Source organism: Chondromyces apiculatus DSM 436 (assembly GCF_000601485.1).
In the GTDB taxonomy this organism is placed as follows: Bacteria; Myxococcota_A; Polyangia; order Polyangiales; family Polyangiaceae; genus Chondromyces; species Chondromyces apiculatus.
Window position 1 is genome coordinate 20,302 of record NZ_ASRX01000003.1, and the last position, 17,059, is coordinate 37,360.

The 17,059-nt window shown below is 69.9% G+C and carries 13 protein-coding genes; 6 read left to right on the top strand and 7 right to left on the bottom strand.

Going from position 1 to position 17,059, the window contains the following annotated elements; translation table 11 throughout:
* The first annotated feature begins 141 nt into the window (after positions 1–141).
* A complete protein-coding gene (locus tag CAP_RS01810; protein WP_197040952.1) occupies positions 142–1,518 on the top strand; it encodes an LIC_10091 family protein in 1,377 nt (458 codons plus the stop codon).
* Positions 1,519–1,583: 65 nt separating this feature from the next.
* Positions 1,584–1,991 (top strand): CBS domain-containing protein, encoded by a 408-nt coding sequence (locus CAP_RS01815; RefSeq protein WP_044235394.1) that lies wholly within the window; start codon positions 1,584–1,586, stop codon positions 1,989–1,991.
* Positions 1,992–2,058: 67 nt separating this feature from the next.
* On the opposite strand, the gene CAP_RS01820 is transcribed toward CAP_RS01815, so the two are convergent.
* The 4 genes from CAP_RS01820 to CAP_RS01835 form a co-directional block, all read right to left on the bottom strand.
* Positions 2,059–2,856 (bottom strand): fumarylacetoacetate hydrolase family protein, encoded by a 798-nt coding sequence (locus CAP_RS01820; protein WP_044235396.1) that lies wholly within the window; start codon positions 2,854–2,856, stop codon positions 2,059–2,061.
* Between the two features lie 84 nt (positions 2,857–2,940).
* Positions 2,941–3,408, bottom strand: coding sequence for a hypothetical protein (locus tag CAP_RS01825; protein ID WP_044235397.1), 468 nt, complete (start codon positions 3,406–3,408; stop codon positions 2,941–2,943).
* A 13-nt stretch (positions 3,409–3,421) separates the two neighbouring features.
* Positions 3,422–4,522 (bottom strand): glycosyltransferase family 4 protein, encoded by a 1,101-nt coding sequence (locus tag CAP_RS01830; RefSeq protein ID WP_044235399.1) that lies wholly within the window; start codon positions 4,520–4,522, stop codon positions 3,422–3,424.
* 7 nt (positions 4,523–4,529) lie between these two features.
* Entirely contained in the window at positions 4,530–7,127 is a 2,598-nt protein-coding gene (locus CAP_RS01835; RefSeq protein ID WP_044235401.1) for an efflux RND transporter permease subunit, read from the bottom strand.
* 294 nt (positions 7,128–7,421) lie between these two features.
* Here CAP_RS01835 and CAP_RS43510 point away from each other — a divergent pair, with 294 nt between their 5' ends.
* Both CAP_RS43510 and CAP_RS01845 read left to right on the top strand, forming a co-directional pair.
* A complete protein-coding gene (locus CAP_RS43510) occupies positions 7,422–8,321 on the top strand; it encodes a CDP-alcohol phosphatidyltransferase family protein (protein ID WP_052373957.1) in 900 nt (299 codons plus the stop codon).
* Entirely contained in the window at positions 8,318–10,381 is a 2,064-nt protein-coding gene (locus CAP_RS01845) for a hypothetical protein (protein ID WP_044235403.1), read from the top strand. The genes CAP_RS43510 and CAP_RS01845 overlap by 4 nt, the downstream gene beginning before the upstream one ends.
* A 118-nt stretch (positions 10,382–10,499) precedes the next feature.
* On the opposite strand, the gene CAP_RS01850 is transcribed toward CAP_RS01845, so the two are convergent.
* Entirely contained in the window at positions 10,500–11,363 is an 864-nt protein-coding gene (locus CAP_RS01850; protein WP_052373958.1) for a phosphocholine cytidylyltransferase family protein, read from the bottom strand.
* Positions 11,364–11,801: 438 nt separating this feature from the next.
* On the opposite strand from CAP_RS01850, the gene CAP_RS01860 reads away from it, so the two are divergent.
* Positions 11,802–13,115, top strand: a complete 1,314-nt coding sequence (locus tag CAP_RS01860; protein ID WP_044235407.1) for an inositol-3-phosphate synthase — start codon at positions 11,802–11,804, stop codon at positions 13,113–13,115.
* 67 nt (positions 13,116–13,182) lie between these two features.
* On the opposite strand, the gene CAP_RS01865 is transcribed toward CAP_RS01860, so the two are convergent.
* On the bottom strand, positions 13,183–14,355 hold the full coding sequence (locus tag CAP_RS01865) for a diacylglycerol/lipid kinase family protein (protein WP_231511026.1): 1,173 nt from the start codon (positions 14,353–14,355) through the stop codon (positions 13,183–13,185).
* 437 nt (positions 14,356–14,792) lie between these two features.
* Between CAP_RS01865 and CAP_RS01870 the strand changes: the two genes are divergently transcribed.
* Complete coding sequence (locus CAP_RS01870; protein ID WP_044235409.1) at positions 14,793–15,440, top strand: hypothetical protein; 648 nt, start codon at positions 14,793–14,795, stop codon at positions 15,438–15,440.
* A gap of 79 nt (positions 15,441–15,519) precedes the next feature.
* On the opposite strand, the gene CAP_RS01875 is transcribed toward CAP_RS01870, so the two are convergent.
* A complete protein-coding gene (locus tag CAP_RS01875; RefSeq protein WP_044235679.1) occupies positions 15,520–17,028 on the bottom strand; it encodes a hybrid sensor histidine kinase/response regulator in 1,509 nt (502 codons plus the stop codon).
* Positions 17,029–17,059 lie beyond the last annotated feature (31 nt).

The window sequence follows — 17,059 nt, forward strand, 5'->3', positions numbered from 1 at the left end:
AGGCGAGCCAGGTCGTGGCAGCGGGATATAACCACCGGGAGAGGGCCTGTCTCCTCTCCGCAGTCATTTCCGCGACCTTTTCCTGGAACGCTCGGGGGCGCGGAATGATTGCGCGCGCGGCTGGCGTTCCCTGATCGAACCATGCTGATCCCTCGACCGCTCACCTCGCTGTGCCATGTGCTCGCCCCGGTTTCGCTGGTGCTCCTGCTCGCCATGAATGGCTGCAGCGATGCGGGGGCTCCAGACCCGATCCGTCCAGCCGCGTCCTCGGGAGCCACGGCCGGCGCGAGGACGACAGCGGCGGCTGGCACGAATTCGACGGCGCCACCTGCCGGGAGCGCAGCGGCGCCGCCGGCTGGAAGTGCGGTGGCACCCGGAGGCAGTGCACAGGCGTCAGCGGCTGGGGCGGGAACGGCTGGCGCGGGTGTGGCTGGCGCGGGTGTGGCTGGCGCCGACGCGGCTGGGGTGGGCCCCGGCGGGGAAGTCGCGGGGCTCGGGACGTTCGCGGGGCTGGTCTCCACCCTGTCGGAGCCGAACGGGGAGTTCTTCTCGGACAACCTGATCTCGAACGAGACGTCGTACCTGCAGGTGGCCGCAGAGCTTGCGGCGCGCCCCGCGGGCGGGGTGTACCTGGGCGTGGGGCCGGAGCAGAACTTCACGTACATCGCGCTGGCGCGCCCCAGCGTGGCGTTCGTGATCGACATCCGGCGGGACAACCTGGTGCACCACCTCTATTACAAGGCGCTGTTCGTGGAGGCGGAGAGCCGGGCGCACTTCCTCGCGCTCCTGCTCGGGCGTCCCTGGGATGCGGCGGGGGATCCCGGGGCCAGGGCCGACGTGTCCGCCGTGATCCGGCACGCGGAGAAGATGCCGGCGGACGCGGCGACACGCGACGCGACCCTGGAGCGGGCGCGGCGTCGGGTGGAGGAGACGTGGGGGGTGACGCTGAACGCGGCGGACAGGAAGGCGATGGAGGTGATGGCGCGGCAGCTCCACGAGCGGCAACTGGAGCTGCGCTTCGAGCTGCACGAGAAGAAGGGGCGGCGCTATCCGACGCTGCGGGAGCTGCTCGAAGAGGACGAGCCGGGGGGCGTGAAGCGGGGCTTCCTGGCGACGGAGGAGGCGTTCCGGTTCGTGCAGCGGATGCAGCGGGAGCACCGGGTGATCCCGGTGGTGGGGGACTTCGCCGGGGACAGGGCCATGCCCGCCCTCGCGGAGCTCCTGAAGAACAAGGGGATGCCGGTGACGACGTTCTACGTGTCCAACGTGGAGCAGTACCTGCTCGAACCGAAGGTGTGGGAGAAGTGGCGGCGCAACGTGGCGGCGCTGCCGGCGCGGGAGGACGCGGTGCTGGTGCGGGCGTACCTGGACCAGGGGCGGAAGCACCCGCGGCAGATGGAGGGGCACCGGACGGCGACGGTGCTCCAGCGCTTCTCGGAGTTCGCGGCGCGGCAGGAGAAGAAGCCGTACCGGAGCTTCTGGGAGGTGGCCACGGACGGGGCGGCGCCTGCGCGTTGACGCCGGGTTGATGGCGCGTTGATCCCGCGTGCGGGCCGTGGTTCGCTCCGCGGTGAGGTGGAGCGATGCTGCGGGTGAGGGACGTGATGACGCACAGCGTGGTGACCCTGTCGCCGGAGATGTCTCTCGCGGAGGCGATGGGCACGCTGTCCACCATCGGGGTGAGCGGGGCGCCGGTGTGCGACGCCGCAGGGCAGGTGGTGGGGGTGTTCTCGCAGAGCGACGTGGTGAAGCTCGATGGGTCGGTGCCCACCGGGGCGCGCGTCGAGTCCCTGATGACGGCGAAGGTGCTCTCGGTGGGGCTGGACGAGGGGCTGGAGGCGGCCATCGGGGCGCTGGCGAAGCACGGGGTGCACCGGTTGATGGTGCTCGATGCAGAGGGCGGGCTTTCGGGGATCATCACGCCGATGGACGTGGTGAGGGCCATCGCGCGGGGGAAGCTCGTGGTGCAGGAGCCGGGCGGCGGAAGCTGAGGGGGGCGCTCGCCGGAGAGCTGGTTGCAGCTCAGGCAGGGGCGCTCGCCGGAGAGCCGGTGGTCGCTCAGGCAGGGGCGCTGGCGGAGACGGGGAGACGGAGCGCGCCGAGGCCGGGGGCGCCGTCGCTGGCGCCGAGGATCTCGATGACCAGCTCGTCACCGTCGACGAGGGGTCCGACGCCCTCGGGGGTGCCGGTGGCGAGGACGTCGCCGGGCTCCAGGGTCATGACCCGGCTCATGGCGGCGATGAGGGCAGGGACGCCCCAGACCATGTGGGCGGTGGGGCCATCCTGGCGAACCGCGCCGTTGACGAGGGCGCGCACGCGGAGGGAGGCGGGATCGACGAGGGTCTCGATCCAGGGGCCGACGGGGCAGAAGGTGTCGAAGCCTTTGGCGCGGGTGAACTGGACGTCCTTGCGCTGCAGGTCGCGGGCGGTGATGTCGCCGAGGCAGGTGTACCCGAAGACGTGGGAGAGGGCGTCTGACTCGGAGACGTTGCGGCAGCGGCGGGCGATGACCACCCCGAGCTCGGCTTCGTGCTCGACGCGCTGGCTGTCGGGAGGCAGGACGATGGTCTGACCAGGGCCGACGAGCGCAGAAGGAGGCTTGAGGAAGAGCAGGGGCTCGGTGGGAAGGTCGTTGCCGAGCTCGCGGGCATGGGCAGCGTAGTTGCGGCCGACGCAGACGATCTTGGTGGGCTCGACGGGGCAGACGAGGTCGAGCTCGATCCAGGCGACTGTCTCACCCGTGGGGGCGCCACCCAGCCACGGGGCGCGGTCGTAGACGAGGGCGGCGGCGCCTTCGAGGCGGGCGTAGAAGGGCGGGCGATCCTGGTCGGGAGGGGCGAGCCGGGCGAAGCGCATGGGATCCAGGGAAGTGTGGATCGGCGCCGGGAGCAAGCTCGCCCGGTGGATGCGGTGGGGAGACGAGAGGGCGTGGCGGCCGGCTCAGCTCCCGCAGGAGGTGCTGCACACGCCCGTGTAGCAGGTGTGGAACGGCTCGAACTCGGGCGCGTCTTGCGCGTACACCGCGTCGCAGGTGTCCTGACAGGTGGCATCTCCGGCGGAGCAGTCGTTGTAACAGACGTAGAGGTCGATGCAGGTCGAGTTCTCGACGCAGGCCTCGTACTCGGCGGCGCACGGGCCTTCCTTGGTGCAGTCGGCGCAGATGGAACAGGCCGGGATGGCGCCGCAGTCCGTGGCGGAGCTGCCTCCCTCGCCGCTGCCTCCCCCTGAAGCGTTTCCGCCTTCCCCGCCGCCCGTCGCGGTGGAGGCACCCTGACCGGTGGTGCCAGCTCCCCCGCCGCCGCTGCCGCCGTTTCCGCCGTCGGTGCCGTCATCGCCCGAGCACGCGCCGAGCGCCCCCGCCATCACCGCCGCGAGCGCGACGCTCGACCACCGCTTGCTGCTCCGCATGGGGAGCGTTGTATCACGGCGACCTCGACGGCTCACCGGGCACCACTTCCTGGAACACGCGCTCCAGCTCCTCGGCGTGGTGCGCCCAGGAGTAGCGCGCGTGCACCAGGGTGGCGCCTGCCTCCCCGACGCGGCGGGCCAGCGCTGGGTCCTCGATCAGCGCCCGGAGCTGCGCGCCGAGGGCTGCCACATCCTCGGCCGGGTAGAGGAGCACCTGCTCTCCGGGCTGGAACAGGGCGCGCATCCGGGGGATGTCGATGGTCACCGTGGGGCGGCCGAGGGCCATGTACTCGAGCACCTTGATGGGATCGCGGTTCATGCCGTGCACGCGGAAGATGGGGTGGAGCCGCGGGGCGTACGGCGCCACGCACACCGAGGCGGCCGCGAGGTAGCCGCCGATGTCGGCGTGGGGCACGCGGCCCACGAACACGACGCGGGCGCGGGGGTTCTGCACCGCCTGGGCGAGCCGCGCGATGCGGGCGCGGTCGGGGCCGTCGCCGACGAGGGCGATGACGAGCGGGGGACCCTCCCAGAGGCGCGCGACCTCCACGAGGGCATCGACGCCGTGCCAGCGGTGGAAGCTGCCGGTATAGAGCGCAATCGCCTCGCCCGAGGGCGCGAGCTGCTGGCGGACGGCAGCGGCGCCGGCGGGGGAGAGGCCCTCCACGTCCACGCCCCAGTGCACGAGGCGGACCTTGTCGCGGTAGCGGGCAGGGATGAACGCGTCGGAGGTGGCGACGATGCGGTCGGAGAAGTGGAACGAGATGGGGCTGGCGTCGCGATCGAGCGTCATCAGCACGGAGGGGACGCCGAGCGCGCGCCCGAAGGCGATGCCGAGGCCGAAGGCGGAGTAGCGCTCGTAGATGACGTCGGGCGCGAAGCGGCGCACGGGGCCGAGGGCGCGCGCGAGGTAGTACGCGGGGACGAGGTGCTTGTAGACGGGGAAGAGGTCGGTCCCGAGGGGGAGCACGCCGGGCTCGGTGGAGCCGCGGCGCGCGAGCAGGAGGACCTCGTGGCCCCGGCGCTGGAGGGCGCGGTGGACGTGGGTGACGTGGGTCGACCCGCCGTGCGTGCCCGGGACCGGGATGTTGGGCGCGAGGTAGAGGATCCGCACGCAGCGCTCAGGTCTCGCTTCCGTGGGGCTCCGGCGGGAGCTGTCCCTTGCGGCGCTTCCAGCGGTTGAGCAGGACGAGCCCCGAGGGCAGCGCCATCACCGCAGCGAAGACGCACGTCAGCTCGCCGACGGCCGCGGCGAGGCCGAGGCTCTTGATGCCGCGGTTGATGGACCACATCAGCACCACGTAGCCGACCGCCGTGGTGAGCGCGCAGAGCACCACCGCGCCGCCCGTCTCCACGATCACGCGGTCGAGGCGCTGGCCTTGCTCGGACTTGTAGCGCTGCATCATGTTGTGCGCGTACTCGGCGCCGATGCCGATGGTGATCGGGATGGCCATGAAGTTCAGGAAGTTGAGCTTGATGCCCCGGAGCTGCAGGAAGGCGAAGAGCAAGCTCACCCCGAGGAACCAGGGGAGGAACACGCCGAACGCCTGCCGGTAGTGGCCACGGAAGGCGATGATAATGATCAGGATCGCGCCCGCGGACGCCACGGCCGTCGCCTTGGGGACGTCCTCGATGACGGCCTGGATCATGTCGGCGTAGATGACGGCACGGCCGGAGCCCTTGATGACCTCCCCGGTGGGCAGCTCGGTGTACCGGAAGCTGTCCGCCCAGCGCATCAGGTACTTCGCGTCCCAGACGCTGAAGCCGCTCTTCGGGACGATGTAGACGATGCGGCCGCGGGTGCCGTCGCGCTCGGTGAAGGCGCGCGCCACCTGCTCGGGAAGGTCGGCGATGCCGATCTCCTTGAGGTCACCCTTGGGGAGGGCAGGCTCGATCTCGGCCCAGTCCTTGTCGCCGATGAAGCCCCGGTTCCGCGCCTTGCGGATGATCTTCACCATCGCCTCGACGAGCGGGATCTTCTCGGCCTGCTGGGTGGGGACGAGGGAGTAGACGGTGACCACCCGCTCGAAGGGCTTCTGGTCCGCGGGCGCGGCGTCGTAGCGCTCCTTGAGCTTGGCCTCGAGCATCGGCACCTGGTCGAGGCGATCGGTCATGATCGCCATGCCGTCCTGCGAGAGGCGGCCCGCGATCTTGCCCACCCGGCCCGACAGCGCCACGGCGGGGCTCGACCCGGGCTCGCTGCGGATGTTCTTCATGTCGTACTCCATCGGATCGCCCGAGAAGTACTGGTACGACAGCACCGACGAGCCGATCCCGAAGAGCACCGCGGCCCCTACCAGGAGGCGGGGGAACCTGTGGGCCATCCAGGAGAACGCGACGCCGTAGTAGCCGCGGACGCGGGTGGGCTTTTCACCGGGAGCGCGCGGCTTGAAGGCGGGCAACACCCGCTCGCTGGCCGCCAGGAAGGCGGGCGTGAACAGGTAGGTGGAGAGCCAGCAGAGGATCATCGCGTAGCCGCCGATGACGCCGAAGTGCTTGAAGCCGCGGAAGTCGGTGACCACCAGCGAGCCGTACGCCAGCATCGCGGTGCCCGAGGAGGCGAGGGTGGGCACCCAGGTGTCGCGGTGGGAGGCGAGGATGGCCTCCGCGACCGGCAGGTCGTCGTCGCGGCGCGCCTCGATGTAGCGCGCCATGTACATGATGCCGTAGTTGATGCCGTTGCCGGCGATGATGCTCACCAGGAACCCGGTGGAGCTGTTGAGGTAGCCGATGGTGAAATAGGTAAGGCCAAAGGTCCAGAGCAGCCCCACGGCCAGGCTCGCGCCCATCACCAGCACCGTGCGCAGCCGCAGGAAGAAGAGGAGCACGCTGCCGAGCACGCCGAGCACGCCACCGATGCCGACCTCGGACAGGTCGTTGACGATCGACTCGTACTCCTCGGCGCTGATGACGAGATCACCCGTGTAGCCGACCTTCATGGTCGGATCGAGGCGGGTGGGGTTCACCTCGGCCACCGCGGCCTCCACCTTGCGGCGGAGCGCCTCGCGCGGGGCCCGCCCCTGCACCGAGGTGCGCACGATGACGGTGATGAACTTCCCGTCGGGGCTCATGTAGTAACCGTCGGGGAAGGCGTCGCTCGCGGGCTCTCCCGGCTTGCTCGTGGTGGACGACGCCGCCGCAGGAGCCGTCTGGCCCGACGCCGCGCCCGCCGCCGCGGCCTTCTGCTGGAGCCGCTGGCGGATCGACTCCGCGGTGATCGGCGGCGGCGGGTCCGAGTCGTCGAGCAGCGTGCCGAGCTGCTTCTGGACCTCGTACTCGTAGCGCTCGGTCATCTCGTCGTGCGCCGACTGGATGTCCTTCAGGTCGGCGTAGAGGAGCTTGTTCTCCTCGAAGAAGGCCCGGCTCTCGTGCACGCCGCGGTCGACGATCGCCACCTCATCCTTTCCGAAGGCTTCGAGGCGCGGGGTGAGCGCGTCGACGAAGGCCTTGAGGGCGTCGCGGTTCTTGCCGTCGTCGATCTCGGCCGTCACCGCCAGCGTGGTGACCCCAGGAAGGCGCTGCGAGACGCGGCGCATCTCGATCACGCTGTCCTTGTTGTCCGGCAAAAGCTCGGCGAAGTCTGGCTTGAAGCCGAGCTTCGACGAGAGCAGGCCGGTCGGCAGCATCGTCAGCACGGCGATCAGCAGGAACAGCCAGGGGCGCCGTGCCTGCGCCGCGCCGAGCCATTGCAGGATGCGAGGTGCGGTTCGTTCTTCCATGAGTGCGCGGTCGCGCCCGGCTGAGCCGCCGGGATGGGCGGGAAGCCCCGAGGCCGGGTGAGGCCGGGACGTTCGGCGCGGCCGGGCGCCAATCCGGCCCGGAGCTTAGTGCGCCGTGCCTGGGCGCTCAACCCGCCAGCTCCGCGCTCTCCAGCGGGGCGCCACCCCCTCTTCGCGGAACGTCGACGAGGCTGTGCGCTCAGTTCACACCGCACGATGTGCTCACGGGAGCACGCCACCACCATTCCCTCCACGCGGCCTTCGTGTCAGAGAGGGGGCGTCCTGGCGCATTCGATGTCCATCCAGCTCCGCGACGTCATCAAGTCTCCTGACGTGGAGGATCCCGTGAACCTCCACATCCACCGCCCGCTCCAGCTCCTCCTGGCCAGGCCGCTGGTGCGCACCTCCATCACGCCGAACCAGGTCACGCTGCTCTCGCTCCTCGCCGGCCTGGGCTCGGCGGCGTGCATCGTGGTCGGGACGCAGGCGTCGCTCATCGGCGGCGCGGTGCTGCTCTTCTCGTCGGCCATCCTCGACGGCGTGGACGGGATGATCGCGCGCCTCAAGAAGACCTCTTCGGAGGCCGGCCACGCCATCGACGGGGCCTCCGACTACGCGGTGAACGTGGCCACCACCCTCGCGGCCATCTACTACCTCGCCCAGCGCACCGGCCAGCCCCTCGTCGCCATCGGCCTCGGCCTGCTCGCGCACATCGCCTGGGCGCACCACCTCATGCTCTACGACTTCCACTGCGCGATGTACCTGCGCTTCTACACGGGTGGACGTCACAGCGGCGGCGACCGCGCGCGCGCCGCCGAGTCGCTGGCGCGGCTGCGAGAACGGAAGGCGCCCCTCTTCCAGCGCGCGGTGATGACCGTCTTCGTCTGGCAGCTCGGCAACCGCGAGGGGCTGCTCCGCCGGGTGAACCCGCGCGCCGTGCGGCTCGCCGAGGCGCCCGTCTCCGGGCCCGCCGCCGAGGCCTACGTCGCCGCCCACCGGAAGCCGATGCGCCTCTGGGCGCTGCTCGGCAACGCGCCGCACATGGACCTCATGGCCCTCGCCACCGCCTTCGGTCGCTTCGAGATCTACTTCGTCGCCCGCATCGTGGTCTTCACCTTGCTCGGCGTCGCCGCGGCCGTCTGGGAGCGGCGGGTCACCCGCCGTGACCTCGATCTCGAAGGATCACCTGCGTGACGTCCGCGCGCGACCGGGAGCACCGGCGAGGGTCCAAGAAAGAGAGCAGGGCCATGGCCGCCGAGCCCCTGGGCCTCCCGGGTGCTCGTGAGGATGGCGGCGAGCGCCCTTCCCTCGCGGCCTCCCCGGAGCCCCGCTCCGCCCGCGTGAGCCGCGCCCTCGTCCGCTTCGGTGTCGTCGGCGTCCTCCTGCTCACCACGCTGCTGTACCTGCCGTCGCTGCGCGGCGGCTACATGGCCGACGACTGGTTCCACCTCGTCGCGCTCTCCCAGCTCAAGGAGATCTTCACCGACGAGCTGAACCTGTTCACCCTGGTGAACAGCGGCGACCAGGTGGTCGCCTTCAAGCACTTCGGCCTCATGCCCTGGTGGACCAGCGAGGAGATGCGGATCGCGTTCTACCGCCCCATCCCCTCCATCCTGTACTGGGCCGAGCACCGCCTCTTCGGGCCGAGCCCCGCCGTCGCCCACCTCATCGGGATCGGCTGGTACGTCTTCTCGGTCTACCTGGTCTCTCGCGTGCTCGCGCGCTTCTTCCCGGAGCGCTCGGCCATGCATGTCCTCGCCGTCCTGATCTTCGCGCTCGACGACGCGCACGCGCTCAACATCGCCTGGATCGCCAACCGCAACGAGACCATCGGCGGCTCGCTGGTGCTGCTCTCGCTGCTCGCGTGGCTCCGCTACCGCGAGGGGCGGGGACGCTACCACGCGCCGCTCGTGGCGCTGGCCTACGTGGGGGCGCTGCTCTCGAAGGAGTCGGCGCTGGTCTTGCCCGTCTTCGTGGTCGCGCACGCCCTGGTCTTTCCCGCCCGCGAAGGAGAGCCACTGCCCGCGCAGCCCGCGCCACCGGGCGCGCCTCCCGCCTCGTCCACCATGCCCTCCCTCTGGAGCCGCCTGCGCCCGCACCTGGGCTTGATCCTGACGCTCGGGGCCATCTCCGTGGCCTTCATCGGCCTCTACTTCGGCTTCGGGCACGGCGCGAACTCGGTCTATTACATCAACCCCCTCCGCAACCCGGAGCTGTGGGCCGAGCACTTCTTCCGCTCCGGCTTCTACCACGCGGTCATCCTCGCGACCGGCGTGCCGCTCCACGTCCTCTCCAGCACGCCGGTGCACGACTACCCGCTGGCGGCCCTGGCGCTCGGGGCGGTGACGCTCGGCTTCTGGCTCCTCGCCTACCGGTGGCTGCGGAGCGATCGCCCGCTGCGCTTCTTCCTGCTCACCATGCTCGCGGGGCAGGCCATCGTGACCACGAGCTTCCCCGACCCGCGCAACCTGTTCCTGCCCTCCATCGGCTTCGCCTACGTGGTGACCCGGGTGGTGGAGGAGGCCCTCCGCCGCGCCCACGCCGCCGTGCCGGGAGCCCCCCGAAGCGCTCCCGAAGCGCGCCAGATCCGGGGCGTACGCGCCGTCCTCGGGACCATGGTCGCCCTCCACCTCGTGCTCGCCCCGGTGCTCTGCCAGGTCTGCGTCTACGTCGTGAACAGCTTCGAGGGCCGCTACCAGACCTTGAAAGAGTCGCTCCAGGCGGAGGTCGACTACGCGCGCCTCCCGCCGGATGGCATGCAGGTCTTCTTCCTCAACTGGCACCAGCGCGAGATGACGGCCGTCTACGGCCTCTACCTCCGCGAGGTCCTCCCCACGGGCGTCGACGACTACACTCCCTGGACGGAGAACCCCCGGCTCTCCTACGTCGACAAGCTCTACCAGGGCCTCGGCGCCGAGCGCATCCACTACTACTCGCTGTCGTTCGTGCACGGCGACGTGGAGGCCACGGTGATCGGAGACCGCACCATCGAGCTCCAGCCGAAGCAGGGCCACTTCTTCCCCACCCTCTTCGAGCAGCTCTACACGACCGACGACGCCTTCCAGGTGGGCCAGACCTTCGACACCGGGAGGTTCAAGGCCACCATCGTCGAGACGGGCGAGGACGGCACGGTCAAGCGCGTGCGGTTCACCTTCCCCGAGCCGCTCACCTCACCCCGTTACCGCTTCCTGGTCTACGACGGCACGCGCTTCGTCCGCGCCCAGCTCGCCGCTCCTGCCCACGCCTCGCGGTGAACCGCGCCTGAAGAGCCGATCGGCAGCGCTGCTGCGCGCCCCGGTCAGCTCTTGCGCCCGGAGCGCGCCGCAGGACGAGATCGCGCCCCGGAGCGAGTTCACGCCCCGGAGCGTGACCTCAGGCAGTCTCGCGGTGATCGTGGAAGGGCTGGGACATGCGCGCCCGGCTCGACACGGGCAGTACGTGCGTCCCCGACTCGAAGGCGCTCGTATTCGCCAGAGAAGCCGCGAGATCGTCGCCGAGGCTGTCTCCGAAGACCTGGATCATCGCCTCGGCCCGGTTCAGCGCCGCCGGCGTGTCCACGTCGATCCACTGCGCATCGCCCACGTCGCAGGCGTGGAACATCCCGCGCGCGGCCAGGGCCCGCACCCCGTCCGACAGCGAGCAATCGCCGTGGGCCGCGTAGAGCCGCGAAAGCTCGGCGATGAGCGCCGGACCGATGCGGAAGACCCCGGTGTCGATGGCGTTGTAGGCCGGCAGTTCCTTGGCGATCTGCTCGATGCGGCCCTGCTCGACCTGCACCTTGGTCGCGTCATCCAGGTCGAAGCACCGCGCGATGTCGCGATCGATGGCGAGCGCCGACGCCCCCTCGGGCAGGTCCATCTCCCGCAGGCAGCGCACGATCTCGGGCGAGTAGAGGTGGTCGGCCATGGTGAGCAGCGACCCCTCCACCACGTACGGCGCGGCGGCGAGCAGCGACACCCCGTTGCGGAGCAGGAACTGCTCGTTCTGCACGAAGGTGAACGACAGCGAGAGCGACGGCTCGGCGAGCAGCGCCCGACGAATCAGCTCCCCCTGGTGCCCCAGGATCACCACCGCCTCGCGGATCCCTTCGCTCTGGAGCGTCCGGAGGATACGGACGAGGAGCGGCACGCCCGCCACCGGCTTGAGCGGCTTCGGCAGCGTCTCTCCGCTGACGAGGCGCGATCCAGTACCGGCGGCCAGCACGATGGCCCGGTCAAGCTTGAGGTGATTCAGCATAAGCGCGTGTCCTGATGGCCCGTGGTTCACGGGTCACACAACGCGGAGTACCACGCGATTACTCCGCCCAACAAATTGTTTTCCGTCGAATTGGAGCTTCGTCCGTTAAAGCTGCCACCGACACTTCCCACTGTGGCGAAGGCACCACACGTCAAAGTGCCCCGCTCTGACGCCGTTGCCTGTGTGCTCATCTTCGCCCTCCTGCGCCGCGCACCTGTTCACTGGACATGCGCCATGCGCCAGCCACGCGGCCTCCAGCATCGACAACTGGTCCATTACGCCTTGTCTGCGTGACTTCTCGCCCACAAGAAACCCCAGGGCGTGCGGGAGAAACTCCTGGCGCGCGCGGGGGATCCATGCTGAGCACAGGACGCAAGCCGCGAGGCTCCCCACGTACACGGCCATCCGGCCGCAGAGGCCCCTCGCGAAGGAAGACACGTGAAGCAGCCGAAGCAGATCAAGAAACCTGAAGGAAAGCTGGGCATCCTCCTGCCCGGCCTCGGAGCCGTCGCGACCACCACCATTGCCGGCACCCTGCTCGCGCGGAAGGGAATGGGACAGCCGATCGGATCGCTCACCCAGATGGGCACCATCCGGCTCGGCAAGCGCACCGACAACCGGACCCCCAAGATCAAGGACTTCCTGCCGCTGGCGACCCTCGACCAGATCGCCTTCGGCGGCTGGGACATCTTCCCCGACGATGCCTACGAGTCGGCCAAGCACGCCGAGGTTCTCGAGCACCGCCACATCGACGCCATCCGCGAGGAGCTGACCCAGGTGCGCCCCATGCGCGGCGTCTTCTACCCGGAGTACGTCAAGCGTCTCAACGGCACCCACGTGAAGACCGGCACCACCAAGGCCGACATGGTGGAGCAGGTGCGGGAAGACATCCGCGCCTTCAAGAAGGACAACGGGTGCAGCCGCGCCGTCGCCGTGTGGTGCGGCTCGACCGAGGTGTACATCGAGCCCTCAAACGTGCACCAGTCGATCGCCGCCTTCGAGGCGGGCCTCGCCGAGAACCACCCCGCGATCTCCAACTCCCAGATCTACGCCTGGGCGTGCATCAAGGAGGGCGTCCCGTTCGCGAACGGCGCCCCCAACCTCACCGTCGATTTCCCCGCGGCCTGGGAGCTCGCGAAGGAGCACGAGGTCCCCCTCGCCGGCAAGGACTTCAAGACCGGCCAGACCCTCATGAAGACGGTGATCGCCCCCGGCCTCAAGGCCCGCATGCTCGGCATCGCCGGCTGGTTCTCCACCAACATCCTCGGCAACCGCGACGGCGAGGTCCTCGACGACCCCGACTCGTTCAAGTCCAAGGAGGTCTCCAAGCTCGGCGTGCTCGAGCACATCCTCCAGCCGCACGTGCACCAGGAGCTCTACGGCAAGATCTTCCACAAGGTGCGCATCGAGTACTACCCGCCGCGCGGCGACGCCAAGGAGGGCTGGGACAACATCGATCTCGTCGGATGGCTCGGCTACCCGATGCAGATCAAGCTCAACTTCCTCTGCCGCGACTCCATCCTCGCCGCGCCCATCGTGCTCGACCTCGCGCTGCTCATGGACCTCGCCCAGCGCGCCGGCTTCCACGGCACCCAGGAGTGGCTGAGCTTCTACTGGAAGAGCCCCATGACCGCGCCGAACCTCTACCCCGAGCACGACCTCTTCATCCAGTCGATGAAGCTCAAGAACACCATGCGCTGGATGATGGGCGAGGACCTCATCACCCACCTGGGCAACGAGTACTACGACTGATCGCGTCCCCCTCCGCGCCGCCCCCCGCGCCGCCCCTGCCCCTGCGCCGCCCCCGCGCTGCGCGCCGTCAGCCCCGGGGCGGCGCGTAGAAGTCCACGATCCGGATCGGCTCCGTGAGCTTCATCCGCACCCGCTGCCGCTCCCCCCGCACGTCACCGCCGATCTGGAAGCTCGTCGGCGGATCCATCTCGATCGACACATCGTCCACGAAGTAATCGAAGATGATCTCCAGATCGTCGTACTCCCCGCGCCAGATCTCGGAGAAGTGACGGACGAACGTGAACGGGTGGACGGTCGAGATCCGGAGCTGCATCCGGTCCGGCCGATCCTCCGCGTACGGGAACATCCGGAAGCCGAAGCCATAGTAAGGGATGGTCGATAGCGCCACGATGCGCGCGGGCCCCTCGTAGAGCACCCCGCCCCGCGGAATGGGCGCCCCGATGATCGACCCCTTCTCCCCCACCCGGAACGCATCGCTCCCCTCGTTGATGACCCGGCAATGCGGCGTGCGCCGCACGACGAACGCGGGAATCGTCCGGGTGATCGCGGCGACCGTGTACGCCACCGGCCCTGGCGCCCAGCGCCGCAGCGGCCCCCGGGCGAGCATCGCCTTCACCTCGTTGTAGTCGCGCAGCATCACCGCATCGATTCCGAAACCACAGAATGGTGAGAGCACGCCCTCGGCCTCCACCAGCCGCAGGTTCCGGCTCCCCGCCTCCGCGCGCAGCCGCTGCAGGTCCACCGCGAGCCCCCGGCCTGCCGGCGCGTTCGACGCTCCGAGCACCCACGCCAGCGAGTTGCCCGTCCCCAGCCTGAGCAGCCCGAACCTCGGCAGCGGCGCCCCCCGGCGCCTGGCCTCGTTCACCACCGAGGTGACCACCACCGTGAACGTCCCGTCGCCGCCCCCCGTGAGGATGGTCCCGTAGCCGCGATCGACCAGGGTCTGCGCGATGCGCTCGCTGTCCTCCACCCGGCGCGAGACGAACAGGTCCCCGCTGTCGAGGATCTGATCGAGTGTCTCGATCACCTCGTCGGTGACGCTCTTGGCATTGCCGTTCACCACCACCGCAATGCGGTCCCGCGACGTGCTTGCCTGACCCGCCGACGAGGCCCCGCGCCCGGCCACCGACGACACCGGATCCCCCGAGGACGGCGCACCGGGAAGCTCCTCCCCCTGACGCGGCGCATCACCACGTGCTTCTCCAAGCTCCGAACCGCTTCCAGCGGGGTCATGACGCATCGGGCACATCTACCACGCCCGGCCCCCGCGCCGGGGACTCACCACCGCCTGCTACCCCCCCTGCTGCCCCGCCTGCCACGCGCGGGCTGCCCCACCTGCCACGCGCCTGCCACGCGCCTGCCGCCCCGCCTGCCGCCATCTCAGCCGCCTACCGTACGCTGCCGTCGGCCCGACCGCGCAGTCGCCACCGGGATGGGTCAATCGAGAGAGCGGCGAGCTTTGGATCTCGCGCGCATTTCAGGCCATGCTTGATGGGAAAAGGCCCCCAAAGATCTCAATGGAGTAGACGCGCCTGCCGAGATTTTGGTAAGGCCAGCGCCGGGCACGATTTTTCGGGGCTTGACAGGTACGCGACACCATTCCGCATCAACAGCTTGAGCTTGCGCTCCAGGGCTCCCGCCCAGGCGCGGAGACCCGGAGCTACGGGGACGCAGCACATGGCAAAAGCGACGAAGCAGACCAGCTCCGAGAAGGGGACCGCCAAGAAGGCGGGCAAGGGGAGCGCCGAGGCGGCAGGCAAGAATGCCGAGGCGGCGGGCAAGGATGACGGCAAGGGCTCGTCGAAGCGCAAGCTAGGCCTGCGGGGAGCCGCGCCCTGGGCGGCCCGCCACGCGGCCAAGCACGCGGCGGAGGCCCGGGCTCGTGCCGCCGAGCCGGCTCCTCCCGGCAGCGCGCGGGCGACCATCCGGGTCCCCGCGGGCGCCGAGGAGATCAAGGCCAAGGTCGCCGAGCTGCACAACCAGATGCAGAAGATCCGCACCCTGCGGAAGCGCCTCGACAAGGGCTTCTTCGACATCGGCTTGGTGCTCGTCGACATCCAGCAGCAGGACCTCTTCCAGGCGAAGGGTTACGGCTCGTTCGAGGCCTTCCTGGAGCGGGAGATCGACCTTGGCAAGCAGACCTCGCTGATGCTGATGAAGGTCGCCCAGATCTTCCAGAAGGAAGCGGCCCTCGACTTCGGCATGGACAAGGTGCTGCTCGCCCTCACCGCCCTCGAAGGCGACGTGGTCCCGCAGCCGGCCCCTTCGGCCCCTGGCTCGCGGCCTCCCCTCCCCCTCAAGCCTCCGATGCGCATCGTCGGGTGAGTCCGCGCCGGGCCTCGGCTCGGCGCTTCACCCTCGGTCCGCCTCACCCTCCCTCCGCGCCTCACCCTCCCTCCGCGCCTCACCCTCCTTCCGTCCCACCGCGGGGCGGCCGCGACCCTCGGGTCACCACAGGGACCACGTAACGCGGGAGCACCACCTGCACCCCGGTCCCTTCCTCCTGCCCCACCACCACCACCCTTCCCCCGTGCTGGTCCACGATCTTGCGCACGATCGCCAGCCCTAGCCCCGTCCCCCCCGGCTTCGTCGTGAAGAACGGATCGAAGATCTCCGCCAGGATGGTCGCCGAGATCCCCGTCCCCGTGTCCCCGATGGACAGCCACACCTCCTGAGCCTCTCCCCGCGTCACCGCCCGGATCGTCCCGCCCTCCGGCATCGCGTCGAGCGCGTTCATCACCAGGTTCAGCACCACCTGCTTGAGCTTCTCCACGTCACCGAGCGTCCAGCAGTCCCCGTCGAAGTCCCGCACCACCTCCACCCGCCCCCGCGCGCACGCCTCCGCCTCCAGCTCCAGCACCTCGCTCACCACCCGCGTCAGATCCACCGGCTCCCGCAGCGGCGCCCTTGGCCGGGCCAGCTCCAGGAACTCTCCCAGCAGGCGCCCCAGCCGCGCGATCTCCGACTCCACGATCCCCACCCGCCGCTTCATCGGCGCGCGCACCCCCTCGTCGGGCAGCCGATCGATGGCGCGCGACAAGAGGTGCAGCTCCAGCACCGCCGCGTTGAGCGGGTTGCGGATCTCGTGGGCCAGCCCCAGCGCCAGCGGCGCCATCGCGTTCAGCGCCTCCATGTCGGCGGCCTTTCGCTCCAGCGCCCGCCGCTCGGTCACGTCGATCCCGATGCCATACACCATCTCCGCCTTCTTCGCCGTCGCCCCGGGCACCCCCGACAGGTGCCAGCGCACCCGCCGGATCGCCTTCGACGCATCCCGCAGCCCCACCTCCACCTCTGGCGCCCCCTCCAGCGCCAGCGCCTCCTGGAATGCCTGGTGGAACCGCCGCCGGTCCGTCTCGTCCTCCAGCGCCTCCTGGAAGCTCGCGCCCACCGAGACTCCCGCACACCCCCCGCTCAGCGCCGTCAGCTTCGGGTTCACCAGGGTGATCTGCCCCTCCAGGCTCAGCCCCACGATCAGCACCCCGGCCGCCTCCACGAGGGCCCGGTGACGCCGCTCCAGCTCCTCCCGCTCCCGCTTCAGCGAGATCTTCTCCATCGCCTGCGCCAGCGTCGAGATCAGCTCCTCGGCGCGGAACGACTTCAGCACGAACGCGAAGGCCCCCTCGCGCAGCGCCCCGATCGCCATGTCCACCGTGGCGAACCCGGTCACCAGCACCACCTCCCCCTGCGGGGACGTCGCGCGCAGAGGACGGATGAGGTCCACCCCGTTCGCGTCGGGCAGCTTGATGTCCACCATGGCCACCTCGAACCCATCGCGCGCCGCGATCGCGAGCCCGGTTTTCCCGTCGCGCGCCAGGGTCACTTCCACGTCGAGCTCGCGTGCCCCTTGCAGGATGTCGCGCAGGTTCGAGGCGAGGCTCGTGTTGTCGTCGATGATCAGGATCCGGGCAGGCACCACTCCTCCAGACGTCGGGGGGACTTTCATG